Origin of the sequence: Peribacillus sp. NJ4 (assembly GCF_030348345.1) — a bacterium.
GTDB lineage: Bacteria > Bacillota > Bacilli > Bacillales > DSM-1321 > Peribacillus.
This window is the reverse complement of sequence record NZ_JAUCFQ010000001.1, coordinates 1,098,264-1,120,753: the sequence shown is the minus strand read 5'-3', so window position 1 is coordinate 1,120,753 and position 22,490 is coordinate 1,098,264. Positions and strand designations below refer to the sequence as shown.

The 22,490-nt window shown below is 39.6% G+C and carries 22 protein-coding genes and 1 pseudogene; 5 read left to right on the top strand and 18 right to left on the bottom strand.

Going from position 1 to position 22,490, the window contains the following annotated elements; translation table 11 throughout:
• Nucleotides 1–516 precede the first annotated feature (516 nt).
• Nucleotides 517–837, top strand: coding sequence for a YbjQ family protein (locus tag QUF94_RS05635; protein WP_289314978.1), 321 nt, complete (start codon nucleotides 517–519; stop codon nucleotides 835–837).
• Nucleotides 837–1,064 (top strand): hypothetical protein, encoded by a 228-nt coding sequence (locus QUF94_RS05630; RefSeq protein WP_289314977.1) that lies wholly within the window; start codon nucleotides 837–839, stop codon nucleotides 1,062–1,064. Before QUF94_RS05635 ends, QUF94_RS05630 begins: the two co-directional genes overlap by 1 nt.
• A gap of 265 nt (nucleotides 1,065–1,329) precedes the next feature.
• Here the strand turns inward: QUF94_RS05630 and QUF94_RS05625 are convergent, their stop codons facing one another.
• The 7 genes from QUF94_RS05625 to QUF94_RS05595 all read right to left on the bottom strand — a co-directional run bounded on the left by QUF94_RS05625 (nucleotide 1,330) and on the right by QUF94_RS05595 (nucleotide 7,844).
• Nucleotides 1,330–1,791 (bottom strand): carboxymuconolactone decarboxylase family protein, encoded by a 462-nt coding sequence (locus QUF94_RS05625; RefSeq protein ID WP_289314976.1) that lies wholly within the window; start codon nucleotides 1,789–1,791, stop codon nucleotides 1,330–1,332.
• Nucleotides 1,792–1,898: 107 nt separating this feature from the next.
• Nucleotides 1,899–2,765: an RNA polymerase sigma-70 factor gene (locus QUF94_RS05620; RefSeq protein WP_289314975.1), complete on the bottom strand. Its 867-nt coding sequence runs from the start codon at nucleotides 2,763–2,765 to the stop codon at nucleotides 1,899–1,901.
• Nucleotides 2,766–3,152: 387 nt separating this feature from the next.
• The gene (locus QUF94_RS05615; protein WP_289314974.1) at nucleotides 3,153–4,583 is read right to left on the bottom strand and encodes a YfcC family protein; all 1,431 of its coding nucleotides are present in this window, start codon (nucleotides 4,581–4,583) and stop codon (nucleotides 3,153–3,155) included.
• 65 nt (nucleotides 4,584–4,648) lie between these two features.
• Nucleotides 4,649–5,845, bottom strand: coding sequence for a M20 family metallopeptidase (locus tag QUF94_RS05610; RefSeq protein ID WP_289314973.1), 1,197 nt, complete (start codon nucleotides 5,843–5,845; stop codon nucleotides 4,649–4,651).
• A gap of 598 nt (nucleotides 5,846–6,443) precedes the next feature.
• On the bottom strand, nucleotides 6,444–7,148 hold the full coding sequence (locus tag QUF94_RS05605) for a hypothetical protein (protein WP_289314972.1): 705 nt from the start codon (nucleotides 7,146–7,148) through the stop codon (nucleotides 6,444–6,446).
• A 152-nt stretch (nucleotides 7,149–7,300) separates the two neighbouring features.
• The gene (locus tag QUF94_RS05600) at nucleotides 7,301–7,498 is read right to left on the bottom strand and encodes a hypothetical protein (RefSeq protein WP_289314971.1); all 198 of its coding nucleotides are present in this window, start codon (nucleotides 7,496–7,498) and stop codon (nucleotides 7,301–7,303) included.
• 169 nt (nucleotides 7,499–7,667) lie between these two features.
• A complete protein-coding gene (locus tag QUF94_RS05595) occupies nucleotides 7,668–7,844 on the bottom strand; it encodes a hypothetical protein (RefSeq protein WP_169803986.1) in 177 nt (58 codons plus the stop codon).
• Between the two features lie 520 nt (nucleotides 7,845–8,364).
• Here QUF94_RS05595 and QUF94_RS05590 point away from each other — a divergent pair.
• Nucleotides 8,365–8,475: pseudogene (locus QUF94_RS05590) on the top strand (site-specific integrase); the annotation flags it as partial.
• A gap of 401 nt (nucleotides 8,476–8,876) precedes the next feature.
• Here QUF94_RS05590 and QUF94_RS05585 read toward each other — a convergent pair.
• Together QUF94_RS05585 and QUF94_RS05580 are read right to left on the bottom strand one after the other, a co-directional pair.
• Entirely contained in the window at nucleotides 8,877–9,770 is an 894-nt protein-coding gene (locus QUF94_RS05585) for a LysR family transcriptional regulator (protein ID WP_289314970.1), read from the bottom strand.
• A 98-nt stretch (nucleotides 9,771–9,868) separates the two neighbouring features.
• Entirely contained in the window at nucleotides 9,869–10,765 is an 897-nt protein-coding gene (locus QUF94_RS05580) for a LysR family transcriptional regulator (RefSeq protein WP_289314969.1), read from the bottom strand.
• A gap of 135 nt (nucleotides 10,766–10,900) precedes the next feature.
• Here QUF94_RS05580 and QUF94_RS05575 point away from each other — a divergent pair, with 135 nt between their 5' ends.
• Nucleotides 10,901–11,866, top strand: coding sequence for a DMT family transporter (locus QUF94_RS05575; RefSeq protein WP_289314968.1), 966 nt, complete (start codon nucleotides 10,901–10,903; stop codon nucleotides 11,864–11,866).
• Nucleotides 11,867–11,901: 35 nt separating this feature from the next.
• Complete coding sequence (locus QUF94_RS05570; RefSeq protein ID WP_289314967.1) at nucleotides 11,902–12,045, top strand: hypothetical protein; 144 nt, start codon at nucleotides 11,902–11,904, stop codon at nucleotides 12,043–12,045.
• A gap of 74 nt (nucleotides 12,046–12,119) precedes the next feature.
• On the opposite strand, the gene QUF94_RS05565 is transcribed toward QUF94_RS05570, so the two are convergent.
• The 9 genes from QUF94_RS05565 to QUF94_RS05525 all read right to left on the bottom strand — a co-directional run bounded on the left by QUF94_RS05565 (nucleotide 12,120) and on the right by QUF94_RS05525 (nucleotide 22,193).
• The gene (locus QUF94_RS05565) at nucleotides 12,120–14,024 is read right to left on the bottom strand and encodes an endonuclease MutS2 (RefSeq protein ID WP_289314966.1); all 1,905 of its coding nucleotides are present in this window, start codon (nucleotides 14,022–14,024) and stop codon (nucleotides 12,120–12,122) included.
• A gap of 673 nt (nucleotides 14,025–14,697) precedes the next feature.
• Nucleotides 14,698–14,895 carry a hypothetical protein gene (locus QUF94_RS05560; RefSeq protein ID WP_289314965.1) on the bottom strand — a complete coding sequence of 66 codons (198 nt, stop codon included), beginning with the start codon at nucleotides 14,893–14,895 and terminating at the stop codon, nucleotides 14,698–14,700.
• Between the two features lie 278 nt (nucleotides 14,896–15,173).
• Nucleotides 15,174–16,892, bottom strand: coding sequence for an adenine deaminase (locus tag QUF94_RS05555; RefSeq protein WP_289314964.1), 1,719 nt, complete (start codon nucleotides 16,890–16,892; stop codon nucleotides 15,174–15,176).
• A 16-nt stretch (nucleotides 16,893–16,908) separates the two neighbouring features.
• Nucleotides 16,909–17,973: an ABC transporter ATP-binding protein gene (locus tag QUF94_RS05550; protein ID WP_289314963.1), complete on the bottom strand. Its 1,065-nt coding sequence runs from the start codon at nucleotides 17,971–17,973 to the stop codon at nucleotides 16,909–16,911.
• Nucleotides 17,974–17,988: 15 nt separating this feature from the next.
• Nucleotides 17,989–18,777: an ABC transporter permease gene (locus tag QUF94_RS05545; protein WP_289314962.1), complete on the bottom strand. Its 789-nt coding sequence runs from the start codon at nucleotides 18,775–18,777 to the stop codon at nucleotides 17,989–17,991.
• Nucleotides 18,778–18,783: 6 nt separating this feature from the next.
• Nucleotides 18,784–19,605, bottom strand: a complete 822-nt coding sequence (locus tag QUF94_RS05540) for an ABC transporter permease (RefSeq protein WP_289314961.1) — start codon at nucleotides 19,603–19,605, stop codon at nucleotides 18,784–18,786.
• 24 nt (nucleotides 19,606–19,629) lie between these two features.
• Nucleotides 19,630–20,559, bottom strand: a complete 930-nt coding sequence (locus QUF94_RS05535; protein WP_289314960.1) for a nucleoside hydrolase — start codon at nucleotides 20,557–20,559, stop codon at nucleotides 19,630–19,632.
• Between the two features lie 21 nt (nucleotides 20,560–20,580).
• Nucleotides 20,581–21,627 (bottom strand): ABC transporter substrate-binding protein, encoded by a 1,047-nt coding sequence (locus tag QUF94_RS05530; RefSeq protein WP_289314959.1) that lies wholly within the window; start codon nucleotides 21,625–21,627, stop codon nucleotides 20,581–20,583.
• A 197-nt stretch (nucleotides 21,628–21,824) separates the two neighbouring features.
• Entirely contained in the window at nucleotides 21,825–22,193 is a 369-nt protein-coding gene (locus tag QUF94_RS05525; protein WP_370016368.1) for a DUF2294 domain-containing protein, read from the bottom strand.
• Nucleotides 22,194–22,490: the final 297 nt, after the last annotated feature.

Below are 22,490 nucleotides of genomic sequence, written 5' to 3'. Positions count from 1 at the left end.
CCGTTATGAGGGAGAAAAATTCATTTTGAAGAAGAAAGAGGTGTGCAATTAGCATCATAAATCTACACACAAATAACAATCAAATCCGCAGAAAATAACACTAATAAATTTTATCCCATTTCTTTTTTACGAAATGGGATTTTTTATGTTTACTCGAAATATGCTACGTGTTAAATAAGTGCACTTCCTATTGTATAAGAAGGATAAAGCTTATATTATGTTAAAATTTATAGGAATGGTATTATTTTTGCACTTGATAAAAAGGTAATTATTATTTGTTATTATTCACTGGAGGTAACACAATGGCTGATAAAAAAAGTGTTATGGGTGCTGAAATAATGGATTGGTTCCTTCCGTTGTATTCGTTCACGGCTCTGGACCAAGTAATAGGGATGAAAAAGTTATAATTACCCTTATAAAGTCAGACCCCGCTGAAGGTTTGGTCGGAAAAAGGAATTGCAGTGCTACGTTATGACAAGAGAACATACATATACGCATAAGATGGAGGCGATTAATGTGTTGGTAGTTACCACAGAAAAAATTGAAGGTTACAAAGTTGTAGAAGTAAAAGGACCTGTTTTTGGTCTAATTGTAAGAAGCAGAGGGCTTGGCGGCGATATCATGGCAGGGTTAAAATCCCTAGTAGGTGGAGAAATCAAGCAATATACAGCTATGCTTGAAGATTCAAGAAAAGAAGCAATGGACCGTATGATAAAAAATGCCAATCAAATGGGTGCAAACGCAATTGTAATGATGAGATTTGATTCTGGGGAAATCGGTAAAAATATGAGTGAAATAGTTGCATATGGAACTGCCGTCATTGTGGAGACAATATAATGAAATTCATCATAGGGTACTATATATTACAAATTATTATAGTTATCTTATGCATTTTACTAGGATACTTTATCTATGATAAACGGCTTAATCGTAATCACGGTGTGAAAGTTCCTGATGGATTTCAATCGACAGATGAAATAAATATAGACCCTGTGACTGGAGAAAAAACAAGGGTGTATTATAATCCTGATACGGGTGAACGCTTTTATAAAAAAGAAAAATAATTATAAAAAGCCACGATTTATACAAAAACGTGGCTTTTTATTGTTTTTATTTTATCCTTAACTTTTGAGCAGGTATTAATTCTTCCATCAAGTCCATTAGTTGTTTCGCAGAAGTGTGCTAAACTCCCGTTAAATCAAGGTTTATGGGAAAAATTGAGACCAAATCGCTTTGCGAATTGGTCATCTAATTTATATGCTAATTGCATTGTTTCTCCCTGTAAACGGAACCCGTTATAACCATACAAGGGGTTTTTTTTGTTCAAAATCATTTTTCCATTACAGGCTTATAGTGTCCGGGTATGCTTCTTGCCGAAATGGCCAATCGGTTCCAGCCGTTGATTGTGATGATTATGGTAACGAGATCGATATATTGTTTTTCATCAAAGTGAAGGCGGACCCGCTCATACAGATCATCCGGGACACCGTTTGCTGAAATGGCCGTGACCGCTTCCGTCAATTCCAGCGCTGCCCTTTCCGACTCAAGATAGAATGGCGATTCACGCCAAGCACTTAAACAGTAAATTCTTTGTTCCGTTTCACCCATTGCCCGGGCATCCTTTGTGTGCATATCCAAGCAGTACGCACAGCCGTTGATTTGAGACGCACGAATTTTAATCAATTCGATTAACTTGCTATCGATTTCCGTTGTTTTCTTGTACTCCTCGAATTCCATCATCAATTTGATTACTTCCCGATTTGTTTTCATGTAGTTAATGCGTTGTTCCATGTCTATCTCCTCCATTAAATCTTTTTAGGTTTCACTTATAAGACAAAATAGAGAATTGATTTGTGACATAAAAATAGAGAGCCCGTATGAGCCCTCTGTCCATTCTATTAAGGAACAGGAATATGAGTTAATTTATCCGGATTTGAAACTATGAAGATTTTCCGGATATTTTCTTGTTTTGGATCTAATTCAAAGCAGATGACTTTGATAGGCTGCCCGTCTTTCATTTGCAAAATCCCTTCCTGACCATTGACCATCACCGGAAGAAGCTCTCCTATGAAACCTCCTTTAGCAGAAACTCCTTTAAGAAAGGAGGATACGCGCTGTTTGTTTACAATTGGATTTAAAGCAGAAAGCACTTTTCCTCCGCCATCAGTGACAAGAACGACATCTTCTGTAAGGATATCCAAAAACTCCTCAAAGTTCCCTGTCTTTGATGCTTTTATGAATGTTTTTGCCAAAAGATCGACATGTTTTGTATCCTCCGGAAGGACTGACATATCATTCTTCAATTTCCGCTTAGCCCGGCTGTAGATCTTTCTGCAGTTCACTTCAGTCTTTTCCAGCATCTCGGCAATATCCTCATAGCTGTAAGCGAATGCTTCTCTAAGCACGAACACCGCTCTTTCAACAGGTGACAGCTGTTCCAGCAAAACGAGGAAGGCATAAGCAACCGTTTCATCCGTTACAACCTTATCTAAAGGCTGCTCTGTTTCGTTTACCCGAGGTTCAGGCAGCCAAGGTCCTGTGTAAACCTCTCTTCTCTTATGGGCTGATTTTAAAAAGTTTAGACAGCGATTTGTCGTCATTTTCGCAAGATATGCTTTCATGTCCTTAATTTGGTCGGTATCAAGCTTAAGCTGCAGGAATAAATCATGAACGATATCTTCTGCGTCGGTAATCGATCCAAGCATCCGGTATGCGATGGAAAAAAGAAAAGGTTGATATGTCTTATATAAAGTATCCAACTCCACTTGCTTCACCTATTTTCTATCAAATTCATTTTTCGAGAACGTATGACCCTTTCCATAATTATTCTCTAAACCAATCATTTATCCTTCTTCACCTCGTTTAAAGCAGTAATTCAAACAACATAAAAAAGAGCAGCTAAAGAGCTGCTCTCAGACTGTAGACAAACTCGATTGATTTTCTCTACAGTGAACGTTGATTGGAACGTAGGGCACTCGCTTTCCGCGGGCGGTCCGCCCTCGGCGCTCTTTGCGCCTGTGGGGTCTCCCTTAGACACGCTTTTCCCGCAGGAGTCCCGAACACCCGCTCCAATCAACTTTTTTTAAACTTTAGATAGAACCCCTTTTGTCTACAAACTCAGAGCAACCAAAGAGCCATTCGTTTTTTAAGGTTTAGTATCTAATGAAATCCGCTATTAATATAAACACAGCACCTATTACAATCCAGATCAATAACAAGGGCCAGAAGAACTTCACCCATTCTTGATATTTGATTTTAGAGACTGCCAAGCTTCCCATAAGCATGGCAGAGGTAGGGAGAATGCAGTTTGATAGACCATCTCCCAACTGATAAGTAAGTATGGTCGTTTGCCTTGTAACACCGATCAGGTCGGAAAGCGGTGTCAAAATCGGCATGGTCGTTGCTGCCATACCCGTTCCTGAAGTGATGAACACATTCATGATGGTCTGAAATACATACATGCCAAGAACTTGGATCGAACTAGGCAAATGACCTACCGTTGCTGCAAGTCCATTTACAACTGAATCGATAACATGTCCTTGCTCTAACACTACGACCACACCTTTTGCCAGACCAACAATAAAAGCACCGAATGTAATATCCCTTGCCCCCTGTACAAACTCGCTGGCAATTTTGCTCGGACCATATTTAGATAAAAACCCAACAACAACACCTAAAGATAAGAAAAATGCAGCTAATTCTTCCATCCACCAGCCTTTTTCGGAAACACCCCAAATCAAGAAGCTAAATCCTATCAACACGACAATAATCGTTAAGTAATGTCTAAGCTTCATGGAGGATAAAGAGAATATATCCAAATTCTCATGCTTTTCCTCTTTTTCCAAGTCATACACAATACCGGCTTGTGGATTATTCTTCACTTTTTTTGCATATCTAATGATATAAATGCTCGTGACAATCAGTAAAACCACCAAAATGATTCCACGTAACCACATCCCGGAAAACATCGGAACTTCTGCAATGGCTTGAGCGATTCCTACATTGAAAGGATTAAGAAGTCCAGCTGTAAAGCCGACAGCTGCGCCGAGCGTCACCATGGCAGTTCCAGTCAAAGCATCATAGCCTAAAGACCTTGCAATTGCAATGCCAATGGGTACAAATGCCATGACTTCTGCCGACATTCCAATCGTGAATCCGCCGATTGAAAATAGAGTTAAAAAAATGGGAATGATGACGATTCCTTGGTTCATGAAAGTCTTTCCAACCCTCGCAGCCACGGCTTCAATCGTACCTGTGGAATTAATGATTTGAAATACTCCACCGACAATGAAAATAAAGAAAACTGTGTCACTTGCATCTACAAGGCCATGAACAATTGCTAAAGGAACCTCGAATATACCAATGGGGTTGTTCTCTACAGAATGATAAGAGTTTTCCACTACTACTGTATTACCATTTTTTTCATCTTCCACTCTGTCAAACTCACCTGCGGGCACTAAATAGCTTAGAGCAGCTGCAAATAGGATCATACAAATAATAATTACAAATGTGTGTGGCATTTTTATTTTACTTTTTTTGAATGGGGGTTCACTCTTTATTTTTTCAGCACTCACTTTACTCATTTTTCGTACCACCTTTTACATTATTTCCACCTGGATCCCCCGCAAAACGGAATCTTCCCTTATTTTCATATACATGATTTATTAGCTTTCCACCCTTCGAATTCTTCCCGAATTTCTTGAAGAAGCTGAGGGTTCATACATACTTCGTATGCTGTCATCGCTAAAGCCTTTGCTGCTTTATTTAATCCAATCATTCCCCTCTCTGAAGCTGCAGCTTGTACAAACTCTGGAGTATGGGTAATTGCGTCATCCGTTATTTTGATGTACGGATGAATCGTTGCAGTTACTTGTCCAACATTACCAATATCCGATGAACCGATTCCTCCTTTTGCAGGCGGGTCACATACAACCTCCCCTAACATCTCTAGATTATCTTTAAATAAGGCGGCTAATGCTTTATTATTATTTCGTTCAGCATATATCAGGCCTTCGGTTATCTCGATCCTGGCACCTATGGCTTCTGTAGCATGACGAGCTGCAGCATATACTTTCTCACGAACAACATTTAACTCTTCCACAGTGCTTGCCCTCAGTAAAAATTCAGCCTCGCAATTGGCGGGAACTACATTTGTTGCATCCCCGCCCTTTGTTATGATTCCATGGATTCTCACATCATCTTTAAAAAACTGACGTAAAGAATTGACGGCAACAAAAGTATTAATGACTGCATCAAGAGCACTGATTCCTTTTTCGGGAGCAGAAGATGCATGTGATGCTTTACCATAAAACTTAAAAGATGCATCCACACATGCCAGTCCGCCACGCAATACCATGGACTGTTTTTGCGGATGACACATCATGGCTACATCCACATCATCGAAAATGCCATCCTCGACCATCAAAATTTTCCCTCCGCCTTCCTCTTCCGCAGGCGTCCCCAATACGACGATTTTCCCCGGAAGGTCAGGATGAGCATCTTTCAGTGCCAATGCCGCTCCAATGGCAGATGTTCCAATAATATTATGGCCACATCCATGGCCTAGTCCTGCCAGTGCATCATATTCAGCTAAAATGGCAATCGTGGGACCACCAGGATGCCCCTCCCATGTTGCCCTGAATGAAGTTTCTAAATTTGCTACCCCTTTTTCTATCGAGAAGCCGGCCTTCTTTAAAGGCTCTATCAACCATTTCACTGCCTGGTATTCATGGAAACTAAGTTCTGGATGAGCATGAATGTTCAATGCAAGCTCACGTAATTGAGCATCACGGGCATCAACTGCCATTTGAATCGAATTCTTTCCTTCAGCAATATGTATTGACATAAATATACAACCTCCAAAAAATTCAGAAAATTAAATGTTTCTTTTTAAATATTACGTTCACTTTAATGATAAGTAAAATTAAGGTTTTTTTATGAAACTAAAAAATTTTTTTATAGTTCAATATAGTAACAACTATGAATATTTATAAATTTATCGAAATTTCTGAATACGAAAAGGGGGTTAGGAGTGGTCTCATTTTGAACCAGCATGGAGCTTTAACGGGATTAACTCATTGGGGATCCTCATAGTTTCAAAACAAGAACTAGTTATAATCCATGATTTTTTACTGTTTTATATGGGGTAAAGTCAGGAAAATGCGAATTTACAACATTAAGGATAATGAAAGGTAAAAAAGCCTAATTTCTCACTAAAATTCTGAGAAATTAGGCTAAGACTGAATTAGAGGTGAAATTAGAGTCAATTGGGCTCAATTAACTAGTCAAAAGAAAGAAAAAAAGGGCTGCTATCAAAGTTTTTTGAATGAACTAGGTCTAGTAGCTCCCTACCGTTCAACAGTATTCCTTCTTATGCCCCCCTTTTTGGACAAATATATTACCACTCTCTGTTAAAATGGTACCCAATTTCAGATACTCATTTATCAAGGTGCTTCATACCATACGATATCATCAAACATTTTTACAACCCGCGGTATGAAGCCTTCTTCATAATCTTCCGGGTATTGAACTATCGCATAGTAAACGCGGTCGCCATGTTGAAAAACCGACACTGTACCCAATATTGAATAATTACTGTCCATCTGACTAATGTCAAATTCGACCTCAGACCAATCAAATCGGTTAGGCGTATTATCAGATCGCTGTTTAATCTCAAAGTCGTTGCTTATCACAACTTCCCTCGCAAACTCCGCCTGTTCTTCTATTGTCGCATTCGTACCCTCCCCTTTGGAAAATATCTGAACTTTGGCATCCTCATTTCTCTTGCCTGCAAAATTTGCAAAAACAATCATTGCATCTCCTTCACCAGAACTAGCCTCTTCAACGACCATGTCATCCACGATATAGGTTGAGAATCCCAATGCCTGACTATGATGAAGCGTGAATTGGAATGATTCTTCCATACCTTCTAATATGATCATATCCGTTTTCGTATTTGGCCGATCTTTTGTCGGATCATCCACCGATTCACCTGTAGGATCTTCATCTTGCCCGTCGGTTTGCTTAGGATTATCATTTGGCTTTTCTGAAATTGGTGGAGATTCCTTATTTTCCTCCTGTACTCCTTTACAAGCACTAAGTCCTGTTACCAAAAAAACGGCTGCCAAAATCAACAATATCTTTTTCATTGGAACCCTCTTTTCAAGTGTTTTAACAAATTATTATACGGTCCCATATGTAAAAAAGTTACACTATGCTTCTTTGCAAGTATCAGACTTTATAGACTTAAAAAAGATCGATACTCTTCTCCATCCCTAATTTCGAATTGTACAGTTACTCCTTAAGGAATAAGTAATTTAGCTGTTGGTCGTGTGGAATCAAAAACATATTCAACATCAAAAAATTGTTCTAATACATCGTTTTCACCAGTTAACGCTTCACGCATCGGTAATCCATCGACATTAATACGGGCTTGCCGGAAATAATCTTTCCCTAATTGAGACCAGGAATCCTTTGATGCGTCCATATCTTTATTCAACTAAACTACCCAATAGAAAATTTGAATAAGGAGTACTTTTTAAAACCAATTTGAATGTATGATAATGTAAAGAATCGCACGTTCAAAAGGCCGCCAATTGGCGGCCTTCATAACTTTCCTTGCCTTATATACTAATTTGAAAAATAAAATGTTTATGTATCGTTTATGGTTAAGATCCAATGCTATGTTCTACTGCAGTATCCCAACTAGGAAAATAATACAATGCATTTTTCATTAACTCCGGATCTGACTTCTTTACCTCTTTCTTTCGAGGTGGCTTCCCTTCTTTTTCTACTAATTGAGAAATTTGATTCACGACTTCTTCAACACTCATATTTACTTCCATCTCTGTTCCCTCCTTATTGTTATTATTTATATATTTTCCTAATTTATGAAAATTAATACAATTTTTCTTTATCCAAACTACCAGTTTAGTTTAAGAAGGGTATTTTTTTCTCTAATTTGAATGTATGATAATTGAAATGATCGTACAGACAAAAAGCCAACGAAATCGTTGGCTTTTTGTCTAAATAATTCACAAATGCTTTTCCAAGTTATCGTTAGTTTCACCTATGGTTAATGTTAAATACTTTCTAGAGGTAACAAGATTAATAAACGAAAAACATAAGGAAACCGAAGTAATAATAAATACCACTGCTATGCTATATCGCTGGCCCAGTATCCCCATATCTTTTATATTATTATAGGGATACCGGTTATTTTCTTTAGTGCGCTCTTTATTTTTAAAATTTTTAGTAACTCAAAAGATGTAAAAAATTAATACAAATCAACGACACAAGAAATAGACTCCTCTAAGCTTTTAGGGGTCTATTTTGTTTTACCTCTCATCTTATAGCCTTCAAACTGGCTTAGAACATGTCGGCAACCATACCTTGCGAAAAACGTTTGGCTATTGGTTTTACAAGGCGACCAAAGATATTGCCATGCTGCAACGGATTCTGCATCATTCTCACCCATGTAATAAGCATAGGGAGTCCTCCTCCGCGCTCTTTCCCCTCAGGAGTCTCGTACCTTCCATTCCTATCAACTGGAACGTTTTTTAAATAAAAAACTGTAGGGTCCGAATGCTCTAATCTCAAACCATGATTTTAAAAGAAGACTTGGTTTACCTTCATGTTTTACTTTTTTTATGGAGTCGAACCCTAACTGGATTGAAGAAATCTGCGACACTCCTGCCGAATAACTGGCTAGCCGAGACCCCACAGGCGCTTGCGCCGAGGAGGCTTGGCAGACAGTCGGCGGAAAGGGAGCGGATTTCTGAAATCAAGCTGAACGTTTTTTATAAAAAAACTGTAGACAAACTCGCTTTTCCTCGAGTTTGTCTACAGTCTGGAAGGAGAACAATCAATATCTCCTTTTAGCAATATAGCTTTTTAATTTCACTCACAAACTTGGAAACACTGGCTAATTGTAAAGATGATTGCCGGTATAACATCCATGTTCTTCTTTTTATCTCTTCACCATTTTTTAAGATCAAATCATGGGAAAATAAATCATCACTTTTTTGCAAAAAAACACGAGGAATAATGGCATACCCCAGCCCTCTTTTTACCATTTCCCTGCATGTCTCATAGCTGTCCACTTGCATCATTACCAGAGGAGACGATGTAAACCTTTCATTCCACCAATAATCAATACTTTTTTCAGAGGGAATTTGCGATATATTTCTATATTTCAGCAAAACATTCGGTTCTTTACGATTAATCATCGGAAAATCTGGAAGGCTATCAACAGGTATCTCATCTTTTGAAATGATGCATATATTTTCTTCCTCAAGAAGAAACTTTTCATCGAACCACTCATAATCGCCTTTTACAATCGCAACATCAATCTCACCTTGCATAAGCAATTCCATCATTTCCGTACTGAATCCCGTATCAACATTTAAATGGACCTTAGGACAATTAACCATGTACTCTTCCAAAATGGAAGGCAGGTTATAAAGTCCGAAATGGCTGCTTATACCTAATTTCAAACTACCCTTCGTTTCACTTCCCATACTCAATAAATACTCTTTTGTTTGACGTAAATCTATGAGCATTTTGTTCGCATAGCTTACCAAATATTCTCCAGCAGGAGTCATTTTGATATTTTTCCCATTTTTAGCTAGTATTTCAGTCTGGAATTCCTTTTCAATTTGTCTTACGCGGTACGTTAATGCGGGTTGGGTCATGTAAAGTCGCTCTGCAGCTTTTGTCAGATTCTGGTCTTTATATAAATATTGTAAAATTAAACAATCTTTTTCATCCATACGATTTCCCCACCCTTAATAGTTTCGCAGCCTAATAATCAACGGTTTCAGCGATCCTCTATCATTCTATGTAAAGCGATATGCTGCTCCCCCTTCCTTCATACTAGCTCAGGAGTGGTTCCAGGGTTTAGCTTAAATCGGTTGTCATGATGCACTTCGATCGTTTGTAAGAAGCTTTGCATGGAGTTTGTCATATAAGCATCTTTACGGTGAATGAAGACAGTCGAAATATTGCCGTATTCTTCCGGAATTGCATGCACGTGCACTTTTTCATTGGCTGCAAGGTGATTTACTGCTGATTGTGGTACGAGAGTAATGCCAAGACCGAGTGATACGCTGGTTAAGATCGTTTCCAATACATTGAACTCCATGATCCTTTTGGGCATCACTTCTTCTTCTTTCAGCCATTGTTCCAGTTTAGAGCGATAGCCACATCCCTGACTGAATACCAAAAATGGTTCTGTTATAATTTCTTCAAGGTCAAATGTTTCATTTCTTGTAACCAATACAAGTTTTTCCGTACAAACATCATATGGCTGAATGAGTGGATGTTTAATCGGTCCTGTAACAAAAGCTCCATCCAGCCTATGTTCAATGACATCTTTAATTAGGTCTTCTGTTAATCCCGCCTTTATGGATAAATCGACATTTGGATATTGTTTATGATAAGAGGCTAGAATCTTGGGAAGATCGGTGACCGTTTCAACTGTACCTATGTTCAATATCCCTGTAGGTGTTTCACTATCCAGGAATACTTGCTTGAGTTCTTCCACATCAAGCAAAATTTTGTTTACATACTCCAACATTTTTCGGGCCTCTGCAGTTAATGACATACCACGTTTATGTCTATTGAATAAAGGCGTCCGTAACTCCTGCTCTAAATGCTTAATCCTCGCCGTTACATTGGATTGGACGTAATTCAACTCAACAGCCGCCTTACTTATGCTGCCATATTTAGCGACGCACTGGAATATTTGCAAATCCCGTATTTCCATAAAAGTGACCCCCTTCCTCAACTATCATTAATAATGATGGTTATATTCATTTTAAGTCATTTTACATGATAATGACTTTATCATAAGGTGTGTATAGGAATTTAATCAATCATTATTTTTTGAGGGGAAGCTTTTATGAAAAAAAATCAAGTTTTAATCGGTGCACTTTTATGTTTGACAGCCAGTATTTCCTGGGGAGCCATGTTTCCAGTTGCAGAAAGGGCATTAATGTATATTGATCCTTTTTATTTCTCTTTTTTGCGATATTTAGCTGTTAGCGTAATTTTAGGGATATTGCTTTTAATGAAAGAGGGGAAGGAGTCATTCAAGCTGGAAGGGCAAGGAAAGAGGTTATTGTTTTTCGGAACGATGGCTTTTACAGTATATAACTTTCTCATTTTCGCAGGTCAGGACTTACTGGGACATAACGGGGTAATTGTTGCTTCCATCATGGAATCATTAATGCCCATGATCTCAATTTTAATAATGTGGGTCTTCAAAAATTCCAAACCCATGAAATATAACATCGCCAGTATGCTCCTTGCCTTAATTGGGGCCATTCTTGTCATTACCAATGGCAAATTATCATTCCTATTTTCATTGAACGATAGCATCATTCCTCTACTTTTCATTCTCATCGGGGTGATAGGCTGGGTTATATATACAATGGGCGGCGACCAATTCAATGGATGGTCAACACTCCGCTATTCGACTTTAACATGTATTTTAGGAACTTCGGTATCAGGAATCATAACATTATTTGCAACTGTACTGGGCCTGTCTGTCCCTACAGCAGAGGTTATGCAATCCATTTATGGTGAAATGATTTTCATGATTATTTTCCCCGGTGCCATAGCCCTTTTAAGCTGGAATTTAGGCATTAAACTTTTAACGCCGATCAATGGAATCCTATTTATCAATTTAGTGCCAATAACCACGTTGGCCATCGTTTTCATTCAAGGAGGATCACTATCATCATTCGAATTACTGGGAACTTTTTTAGTGATATATGCATTGATTCAAAACAATTATTATCAAAGAAAAAACTCGCCTTCCCAAGTTGAGGAATTGAATCCAAGGAAAGTAAAGAGAGTCGTTTAAACATAAAGGTACAAAACATCAATAGGAGGGCAACAATGGATTTATTAACGCTTATGCTAATCTTTGGATTAGCTGTACTATGGGAATTGGCAACGATTAATAAGAATGTGAAAAAAATGAATGAGCAAAATGCAGAATTAATCAATCTGTATAATGATAGAAATAAAAGGGCTCAGTAAAATAGACTTTTGGCAATACAACGCAAAAAAGCCTCTCATTTTAGAGAGGCTTTTTTGCATATTAGATGATCGTACTATTCACCAAGTTTCTTCCGTATATCCGCCGCTACATTCTTTAGCGCCTTTTTTGATCCCCTTTCAAGGTCGTGGTTCAATTTCCTTTCTTTGTAACTGACAAATAGGGAATTGAGATCATAGCCTTCAGGATATAATTCGATGGCCTTTATTTCAAGCTCCAGCCTATTGGCATGAACCTCCTTGAAGGTATCTTCGATAAGAACGGTGACATTATTGTATGAATCCTTTTTCTTATAAACGATCCCATATCCATTCAGTTCGCTTACCTTCACTTTGTCGCCGACTTCATATTCATACGATGCCTCCTTAGGAACGGCAGCTGGCTTCGCTTTTTTGATTTTACCTTCCTGGACACGCTCCAAGTCGTAGTCTTTATTGTCGATATATAGCTTTGCCTTTTGCAAAACCTTTTCACGTACATTCATTTTTTTCGCTATCCACAGGGCATTGCTTTCCCCGGATTGACCGATCAACAGCTTATACTTTGGCTCAAGTGTTTCACTATTGAATTGCATGGCCGCATTCATGAAATCACTGTGGATTTCCGAATAGCGCTTGATTTCACCATAATGGGTCGTCGCAACGGTAATGCAGCCCCTTTGGTAAAATTCCTCAAGGATGGCAATCGCTAACGCGGCACCTTCATTCGGTTCCGTTCCGCTCCCAATTTCATCGAACAGCAGCAATGAGTTATTGGTTAATGCCGCCATGATTTCCGAGATGTTTTTCATATGCGACGAAAATGTGCTCAGTGCATTTTCAATGCTTTGGTTATCACCGATATCGACGAATACCTGATCGAAGACGGCAAGCTCCGTCCCCTCTTTCCCGGCAACATGCAGCCCTGACATGACGGCCAATGTAAGGATGCCGATCGTTTTCAGGACGACCGTTTTACCCCCGGCATTAGGGCCGGTAATAATCAAGCTGCGATAGTCCTTACCGATTTCGAAATCCAAAGGTACGCTGTCTTGCGGCAAAAGGGGATGTTTACAGCCCTTTAATTTAATATAACCATGATCATTGATTTTCGGTTCGATGGCATCCGTGCTTTTACTGAACTTGGCTTTTGCGAAGATCATGTCATATTGACTGATTAACTCGATGTTTATCTTGATCGGTTTCAACTGTTCGAAAACCGTTCCGGATAATGTAGCCAAAAGTTGATACTCTTCCATCGATTCCTCCGCTTTTAAACTGGCCAATTCTACATTCAATTTCGTTACCGAGGCAGGTTCAATGAACACGGTAGCCCCTTTTGCGGATACTTCCACAATCGTTCCGGCCACTTGATTTTTATAGGAGGCTTTGATCGGGATGGTGTAGCGATCATCCTTTTTACTGATGAAAAATTCCTGAATGAACTCTTTATTGGCTCCGCTCTTCAAGAACTTATTCAGTCGTTCCTCTATTTTACCTTCTGTCTTGATGATTTGGTTCCTGATCCGTTTCAGATCCTTGCTGGCTTCGGAAACAACAGCATTTCCTTTGATGGTGAATTGGATTTCTTCTTCAATGCTCCTGAATTCAGTCATGGAGCGGGCGTAGGAATGCAGTGTTGGTGCAAAGAACTCTTTATCGGTCATGAATTTCTTGATATTCCTGCAGCCTCTTAAGAAGTCTGCTATCGCCACTAACTCTGACGGCTCCAAAATCATTCCTTTTTCCAGTTTGTCGATATGGAGGCCAATATGAGAAATGCCTTTTAAGGGAATATGGCTTTCCGCATTCAGTAAGTTCCTAGCCTCCGTAGTCTCGTTCAAACGATTTTTAACGACCTTCAAAATGCTGCTCGGCTTAAGCTGATCCAATAACGCTTTTCCTAAACCGCTTACGCAATGGTTTTTCACCATTTCCTTGAGTTGGATATATTGTAATTTTTCATAAGTCATTGTATTCATCTAATGATCCTCCTTGAATGAGTGAGTGATTAAAATTCCCGAATCCAAAAAATGCCCGCAATGGTCCCCCTACCTTTACAAATGAACAAGCCATTTGAGTAGAAAGCTCCTGCGGGCATCGGCCTTATCTATAGATAAGGACCTAAAATCGTTAACAAATAAGGCAGCTCGAATAGACCTGCGTACACAAAAAAGCATGATAGGACAAATCCCACCATACTTTTCGTCGTAACACCTACATGTTACACGATTTATGGAAAAGGAAGCAGTCTTAAGGTAGGTATTCACAATGCAGAGTTGCACTATGAAAAAAGGCATACTTAATCCACTGACATATCAGTGATTAAAAACCTTATTCAACTAAATTAGTTGATACCTACTCCCGACATAAAACACCACACCTTTTCTTAGATTGGAATTAACATACCATATCAGTAAGAAAGAGTCAATTCATTTTTTCATTTTTGGGCCATCCTTCGAATCTATTCATGTAAAACAAAGGGGGAATTAGCTTTAACATCCATAATGCTTCAGTACCTCCCCTTTTCAGTTTTGAATATTTACATTAGAATTGGGGTATGATATCCTTATATTAACATAAACTAAAAACACCCCCATGCTGGTAACATGAGGGTGACAACTGCAAGAGTGAGCGATCACTTTTCTAAACAATTTAATCTTGGTCAGAAGAAGAACCACTGCGATCTTGCGAGGATGAGTGGTTCTTTTTCCTTTTCTTGGCGAACGCAGACAGGATTAGACTGGTTGCTACAGCAACAAATATCTCTTTACCCATATCTGTAATTAAGTTCAATAAGAAATGCATCATACGGTCACCCCCTTTCCCATCTATAATTAGATGGAAAAGCAAAACAGTGACCTCCCACTCTATCCTCAGTTGTCCCTCTATTTTATCATATCTTTCACGTTATGGAAAATATATGAAAATAAATAAGAGGACGTATTCTAGCTCAGATTATTCCCCTTTATTTACAAGTACAGCTAATATTTGAACATATCTCCTGATTAGCTAGTAATATATGACGATAAGGCGTCCTAACGAGACCGTTTTAATTAACTCAAATTTCTATTGATCCTGTTAAGTCATTAAGAATAGGGGATTATCCATTGGATAATCCCCTTTGCGGTTTAAGCTTCATCATTCATTATGAGAGGGACTATTTTCCCTTCATTCACGTTGATTAATCCATGGTCGGTTATTTTCAGGGCCGGGCTGACAGGAAGCGATAAGGTGCTTAATGACATGATGACATTATAATGTTCATAGCCTAACGATTTAAGTGCATCTGTCAGGTGCTGAACCTGTTCGGATACGATGTCCATTGGCTCTTCGGAAAGGATGCCCCCTACCGGAAGAGGTATCATGGATAGGACTTTGCCATCTTCAACGCAACAGACTCCGCCTTGCTTCTTTATCACTTCGTTGGCGGCAAGCAGCATATCCTGCTTGTTATGGCCAATCACCAAAAGATTATGGTTATCATGCGAATAGGTTGTGGCAACCGCTCCCCGCTTCAAAACATCGCCGGTGATTAATCCGTGCGCCCTGTTGCCGTTTTTCCCGTATCGCTCGAATGTTGCGATTAAACCATAAGGGCTTTCTTCCCAGCATAATTCACCATTCTTCCCATCAATAAAATCATGGGTTTCCGTTGTGAAAGTGGAACCATTCTGCACGTTGATGATCCGGCACTTGCTGTGTCCATGCTTGTCTGAAATTGGGATGTTAAAATCGTTTTCAGTAAGTTCCGCTAGTTTCACACTTTGATAGAAATGTTCAGGAAATTGTCTTTCCTTCACTTCTTGCACATATGGCCGGGAAGATTCATAGACTAGCTCGCCTTTTTTGTATACTTGTTCAATATCAAATGTTTCCAAGTTGGATACAAGCAGAAAATCTGCCGCTTTTCCTGGCGCAATGGCGCCGCGGTCATACATCCTCATCCGCTGTGCAGGTGTATACGTGCATGCATAGATGGCTTTTTCCGGGGACATCCCCATTTGTATGGCTTTCTTTAAAAGGACATTCAGGTGTCCTCTTTTTTGGAAAGAGTCGGTCATGACGTCATCGGTGACAAAGCAGAAATGCTCATCCACCTGCTTTTCCTTCAAGTACTCAATCACTTCTTCAGTCATTGATTTTTCTTGAATCTCAATAAACATTCCGGCTGCGATCCTCGCATCCATCCCTTCTACGGTCTGGTGTGTATGATCTGAATTCACTCCGGCATAAATAATCTTTTGCAGTTCCAAGTCGAGCAGCTTTGGAACGTGCCCCTCTATGATCAGATTTGGATAGCGGGAACGGATATGGGACAAGATCCTGTTCGTCTTGCAATCCGGGTCGGATATGACCTCATAGTAATTCATGATCTCGCCGAGGCATATAATGTCCTCTGTTTGCATCAATTCATCTATGTCGCCTATTTCGATAGAACCGCCTGTCGTTTCCATCGATGTCGCAGGAACAGAACTCGGGATGGCATAAAACATATCCGCTACGCAATCTTTACTCGCTTTGATCATTTCCTTCACACCGGAAATTCCGAAAACATTGGCCATTTCATGCGGTTCAGGCACGATCGTCGTCACGCCGTTTTTGATTAACCCGTAGGAAAACGTGGCCGGCGTGACCATTGTACTTTCAATGTGTAGATGGATATCGATCAGACCTGGAACCATATACTTCCCCTGTCCATCGACGATTCTATCCGGCTCGAAGGCATCCAATTCCCGTTCTCCAATATAATAGAACTTTCCATCCTTGATGGCTGCATTCCCTTTAATGAATCTTTTAAAATAGCTGTTAAACACGTTGATATCTCTTACAAGCATATCCATTCGCATAACTTACCCTCCTAAGCTAGTCAACAAGCACCATCTGGTTTCTCGGAATTTCAAGGATGATTTCCTGCCCCGTCCGGTAGGATTCCGTCATTTCCTTGTTCACAGTGAAATCCCCTATTGGCGTTTCAACGACATATTGATAGCTTCTTCCCAGATACGTACTTACCTTAACCCGGCCTGATAAACTATTTTCCAGGACCGCTCCAACATTGTCTTTTTCCCTGATCAACAGATCGTCCGGTCTGATGGCGCCTATTTTTCCAGTCGAATTGGTCATCTGTGCATCCTTGTGCAGCACAAATGAGTAGCCAGACTTATTCAGTTCAATTTTGCCTTCATGATCCGTCCGCTTATCAAACTCAATGAAGTTCTTAAAACCGATGAAGTCTGCGACAAATTTGGTTTCAGGATATTTGTAAATGGTGGCAGGGTCACTAAGCTGCTCGATGATCCCTTTATTCATGATCGCTACCTGATCGGAAATGGAAAAGCATTCTTCTTGGTCATGGGAGACATACACAGTCGTAATACCCAGCTCTTGCTGGATACGGCGAATCTCGACTCTCATATTCACCCTTAAGTTCGCATCAAGATTACTCAATGGCTCGTCGAATAATAGGATGTCCGGCTCAATCACCAGTGCCCTGGCAATCGCAACCCGCTGCTTTTGCCCCCCGGAAAGCTCTTGGGGATATCTCTTTTCAAACCCTTTTAAATTAACGATTTCGAGCACATTCATCACTTTTTTTTCAATTTCACTTTTTGAATTCTTTCTAAGGCGGAGACCGAATGCAATATTATCGAATATCGACAAATGCGGGAATAATGCATAGTTTTGGAACACAAAGCCAAAATTCCGCTTGTTAACGGGCACTTTCGTATAGTCCTTTTCCTTAAATAAAAACTTCCCTTCGTTCGCCTGTAAAAACCCGGCAATTAAACGCAGGGTCGTCGTTTTCCCACAGCCGCTCGGGCCAAGAAGGGATACCAGTTTCCCTTTTTCTATCTCAAGATTGAAATCCTTTAATATATTCTGTTTGTTATAAGCTACAGATATATCTTGTAAAGTGAATAAAGCCATCCATCATTACCTCCTTTATCGTTTTGTGAAATAAGACAAGCCCATGAGCCGTTCTACTATAAACATGAAGAAAGCCGTTAGGAACATGAGTAATACGGAAATGGCCGAAATGGTAGGATCGAAGTAGTTCTCTACATACGTCAGCATCTGGATCGGAAACGTACTTACCCCAGGGCCTGTCATATAAACTGAAATGTCTACATTATTGAAGGATTCCAAGAAGGCGATCATGACTGCCGCTAGAATTCCTGATTTTATATTCGGGAGGACGACTGTAAAGAATGTCCCCAATTTACTGGCTCCGAGACTCTCCGCCGCTTCTTCAATGGAAAAGTCAAAGTTTGATAAGCTTGAAGAAATCACACGGATGATGAACGGCAGCATGATAACAGTATGTCCAACAAACAGGGCCGCATATATCGGAAGCTGATAAGTTCCGACAATATAACGTAAAAATGCAAAGCCCAGCACAATTCCCGGAATTAATATTGGCGAAACGAAAAATGCATTAATCACGCTTTTCCCTTTAAAATCATATCGGCTCAATGCATAGGCAGCTGGCACTCCCAGTAACAGTGCCAAAAGATTGCCTCCGAGTGAAACAAGGATGGAAGTTTTAAAAGCGACCAAAAACATTTCCACATTAAAAATATTTTCGTACCATCTTAAAGAAAACTCTTCCGGCGGGAATTTCAAAATATTTCCGCCTTCAAATGACGTAACGGATATGATAAGCAAAGGCCCTAGTAAAAAGAGAAACACCAGGAGAGTAAACAGGGCCAATCCTCGATTTTTTTCCTGCATACACCTCTACCCCTTTGGATTTAATTTTTTTGCCAAACCATTCATGATCGATATGATTAGAACGGTCACGGCAATCATGATGGTGGCGACAATCGATGCCACTTGCCATTCGTTCAATGTAATGGCGTTTTGATAAAGAAATGTCGAAATGACCCGCTGTTTCCCACCTAGTAAAGCAGGCGTCGTATAGGCAGTGAAGCTCCCTACAAAAACAAGGATGCTGCCAATGACCAAACCTGGAACCGAAAGCGGAATGATCACTTTTGAGAATACTGCCAATCTTGACGCTCCAAGGCTCTCCGCCGCTTTTAATAAATCCGTCTCGATGTTCTCCATCACACCAACCAGCGTCACGATGATCAATGGCAGGAATAAATGGACCAATCCGATGATGATTGCAGTAGGCGTATATAAAATATCAAGCGGCTTTTCAATCAGGCCCATGCCCATAAGCAATTTATTCACCACGCCGTTTTTACCGATAATCACCATCCAGCTAAATGAGCGAACCACAGGGCTTGTCAATAGTGGAAAGATCGTCAGTAAAAGCATGATCGCTTTTTTTCGTTGTTTCAGTTTTGAAATATAATAAGCTGCTGGAAATCCTAATAGAATGCAAATGATGGTCGTGAACAGACTCACCCTAAGTGTCGTGAGCAGTATTTCAATAAAGTATCGATCTTTGAAAAAATCGAGATATCCTTGTATGGAAAAGCCGCTTTCAGTAAAAAATGTCGTGCCAATCGTCAATAGGATTGGAATGATCATGAATATCGTTAAAAATAGAACCCCTGGCAACAGCAACAGGTATAGATAGCGTTTTTTCACCTCGGAACCCCCTGTTCGTATTATTTATGAATTGATTATGCGAATGAACAGGTCGAAAAACGCTTCCGCATTCACGTCAAGACAAACATGCGCATTTGGCGGCTTATTCAGCCTATTTTGAAAGTCGCAAACCATCTGTCCGTCACAAATTTCACTTTTTGTTTCTACATCCACATAATATTCTTCTCTAGTGACAAGATCATTTTGCAAAGCAATGGCTACAGCTAATGGATCATGCATCGCACAAGCCCATATACCATTACGTTCAAAATACCTTTTCCGATAATCGGATGTACTTTCGCTTATATAGCTAGCAAGTGCATCGTTTTGAATCAATTGGATATGCTCTTCACCCAATAGAACCTTTCTCGTGACATCAAGACCCACTTGCGTGATCGATTCGAATCCCGCCTGTAAGACGATTTTGGCTGCTTCAGGATCGACATACGTGTTATATTCAGAAGTTGGCGTGACATTGCCAACCCCTTGTACAACACCGCCCATGAAAATGACTTCTTTAACAAGCTTGGTGATTTGCGGACATTTTTTCACCGCTAATGCCAAATTCGTAAGAGGTCCCGTCATGACAAGCGTCACTTCATCAGGAAAATTCAAAATGGAATTGATGATGAAATCAGATGCAAATCCATCATCAGGCTGCTTTTTGACCGGCACATCCTTCAAGGCTCCGCCAATCCCGTCTTCGCCATGGATTCGGTGTTCAAAAAAGGGTCTCCTGATAATTGGGCTATCTGCCCCCTTTATGACTGAAATGTCCTGTTCATTCAATAAATCCAATATTTTGCATGTATTCAGTGTGGCCGTATCAAGTGATACATTCCCGTTCACTGTCGTAATCGCCAATATGTCGAATTGACGGCTTTTAACAGCAAGAATGATCCCGATCGCATCATCTATTCCAGTATCCACATCAAGAATCATTTTTTTCTTCATCAAGCACACCTCTTTTTTTTCTTAGTGTGTAAGTTCACGATTCCAACGGTCGATCCATTGTTTAGATTCTTGATTTACAAACTTCATATCTAACACACGCAAGCTGCTTATGACGTCATCCCCATATGTTAAGCCTTTAGCTTCCGTTTTAGAGAGCTTGACTTCGGTATTGACAGGAGAATCCACTTTCGCTTTCGCTGATTTTTCCTGAACTTCCTTGCTTAAGATGTAATTCATGAATTCCCCGGCCAATTCTTTTTGATCGCTGGCTTTTACAATATTCACCGTATTCATCACTGCGTAACCGCCTTCTTCAGGTGAAATGAACTTAGCTTGAGGAACGGCTTCCTGTAAATCGCCAAAATACATTTCCATGATCGGGCCTGCAGCAATTTCCCCTTGCGAGAACATGTTTACGAACTCAGATGTTTGCCCATATTCCTTTACCGCATTCGGCATGATCTTTTTCATTTGATCAAAGGCTTTATCTTCATTGAACTCTTTACTTCCGCTGACTTTTGAAGCGGCATCCAAAAACATCGGTCCAGTTGTTGATGTGATTGACGGGATCGTTATCTTCCCTGCCAAATCCTTGCTCCAAAGATCTTTCCAAGACGTAATTGGCTTATTCACTTCATCGGGATTATAAGCAATGCCAAATTGTGCAATGGTATATGCTGGTCCAAAGTCCTCGCCATTTGGTGCTTTTGCTTTGTCGTATATATTATCAATATTCGGAATTTTACTGTGGTCAATTTTTTCAAATAAGCCTTCATCGATGCCCTGCTGTGCATAGTAGTCGGATAAATAGATAACATCCACATCACTATTCGCTTGGCGTACCTTGTTCAGTCGATCTGCATTATTTCCTGAATCAACGACAATCTCGACATTATGCTTCTTTTCAAATGGTGCGTAGACTTCCGGCCGGAAGAAATCATCGGCGAATCCCCAAGTGGAAACGACTAATTTGGCTGGTTTTTTCTTTCCATCCTCCTTTGAAGAGCATGCAGCTAAAACAAATGTGAAAAGGGATAACACCATTAATACGCTAATCATTTTTTTCATCATTCAAACCTCCACTTTCATATTGTTTAAAATTTCCTTTTTACTGATATAAATGTAAAAAAAGACAATCTTAAATAGAATTGAAATTCTACCCAAGATTGTCTTTTCTTTGTAAACAAAGATAAAACTTATCATTTGGTTCTATTGTGGCGTTCCCTCCAGATAAATCCGAGTGGAAATCCATTTATATGATTATATTAATTTTCCTTCAATACAATATTGGTGAATGCCAGCTGCGTCGCTGAGTCATAATCCCTCAGGACGGCTTCAATATCCCAATCCGTTTGCGTTTCCAGCTTTTGTCTCAGTTTCTTTTTATAAAGCAGTGACATATGGAAGTCAACTTCCTGCTTCAGGCTGGGAACTTCACCCTCTAAAGCTTCAGAGCGCGGGGCACGTCGATGTTTGGCCTGAAATGTAATCACATTCTTCTCAATGGTAACCTTTAGCAAAGTCGTACCAAAGCCGAACAATTCCTTCGATACCTCATTATACATATGAGAAAGCAATTTCTTCGTTTCGTTAGAGTTTATCGGTAAGATGACTATCACCTGCCAAACTATCATTTGAGGTAATTATATATACTTTTTCAGAATTGCACAAGATAATATTCGGATTTCGTACAAAAAAATGTTTTTTTTCATAAAAAACGTACATTTACTTACCAATACACGAATTATAAAAATAAACAAATGAGGATTTCAATATATTCATATAACTTTATATCCAAGCCCGCACCTTCTATTAATGAAAACTTTTTCAGAGAAATAAGCGCAAGATTGAAAACCATTGATATAACCTTGCATCGCATTGAAAACGCTCTCATAAGGATTTAATATAGCTAGTATAGAGCGATTAAAAAT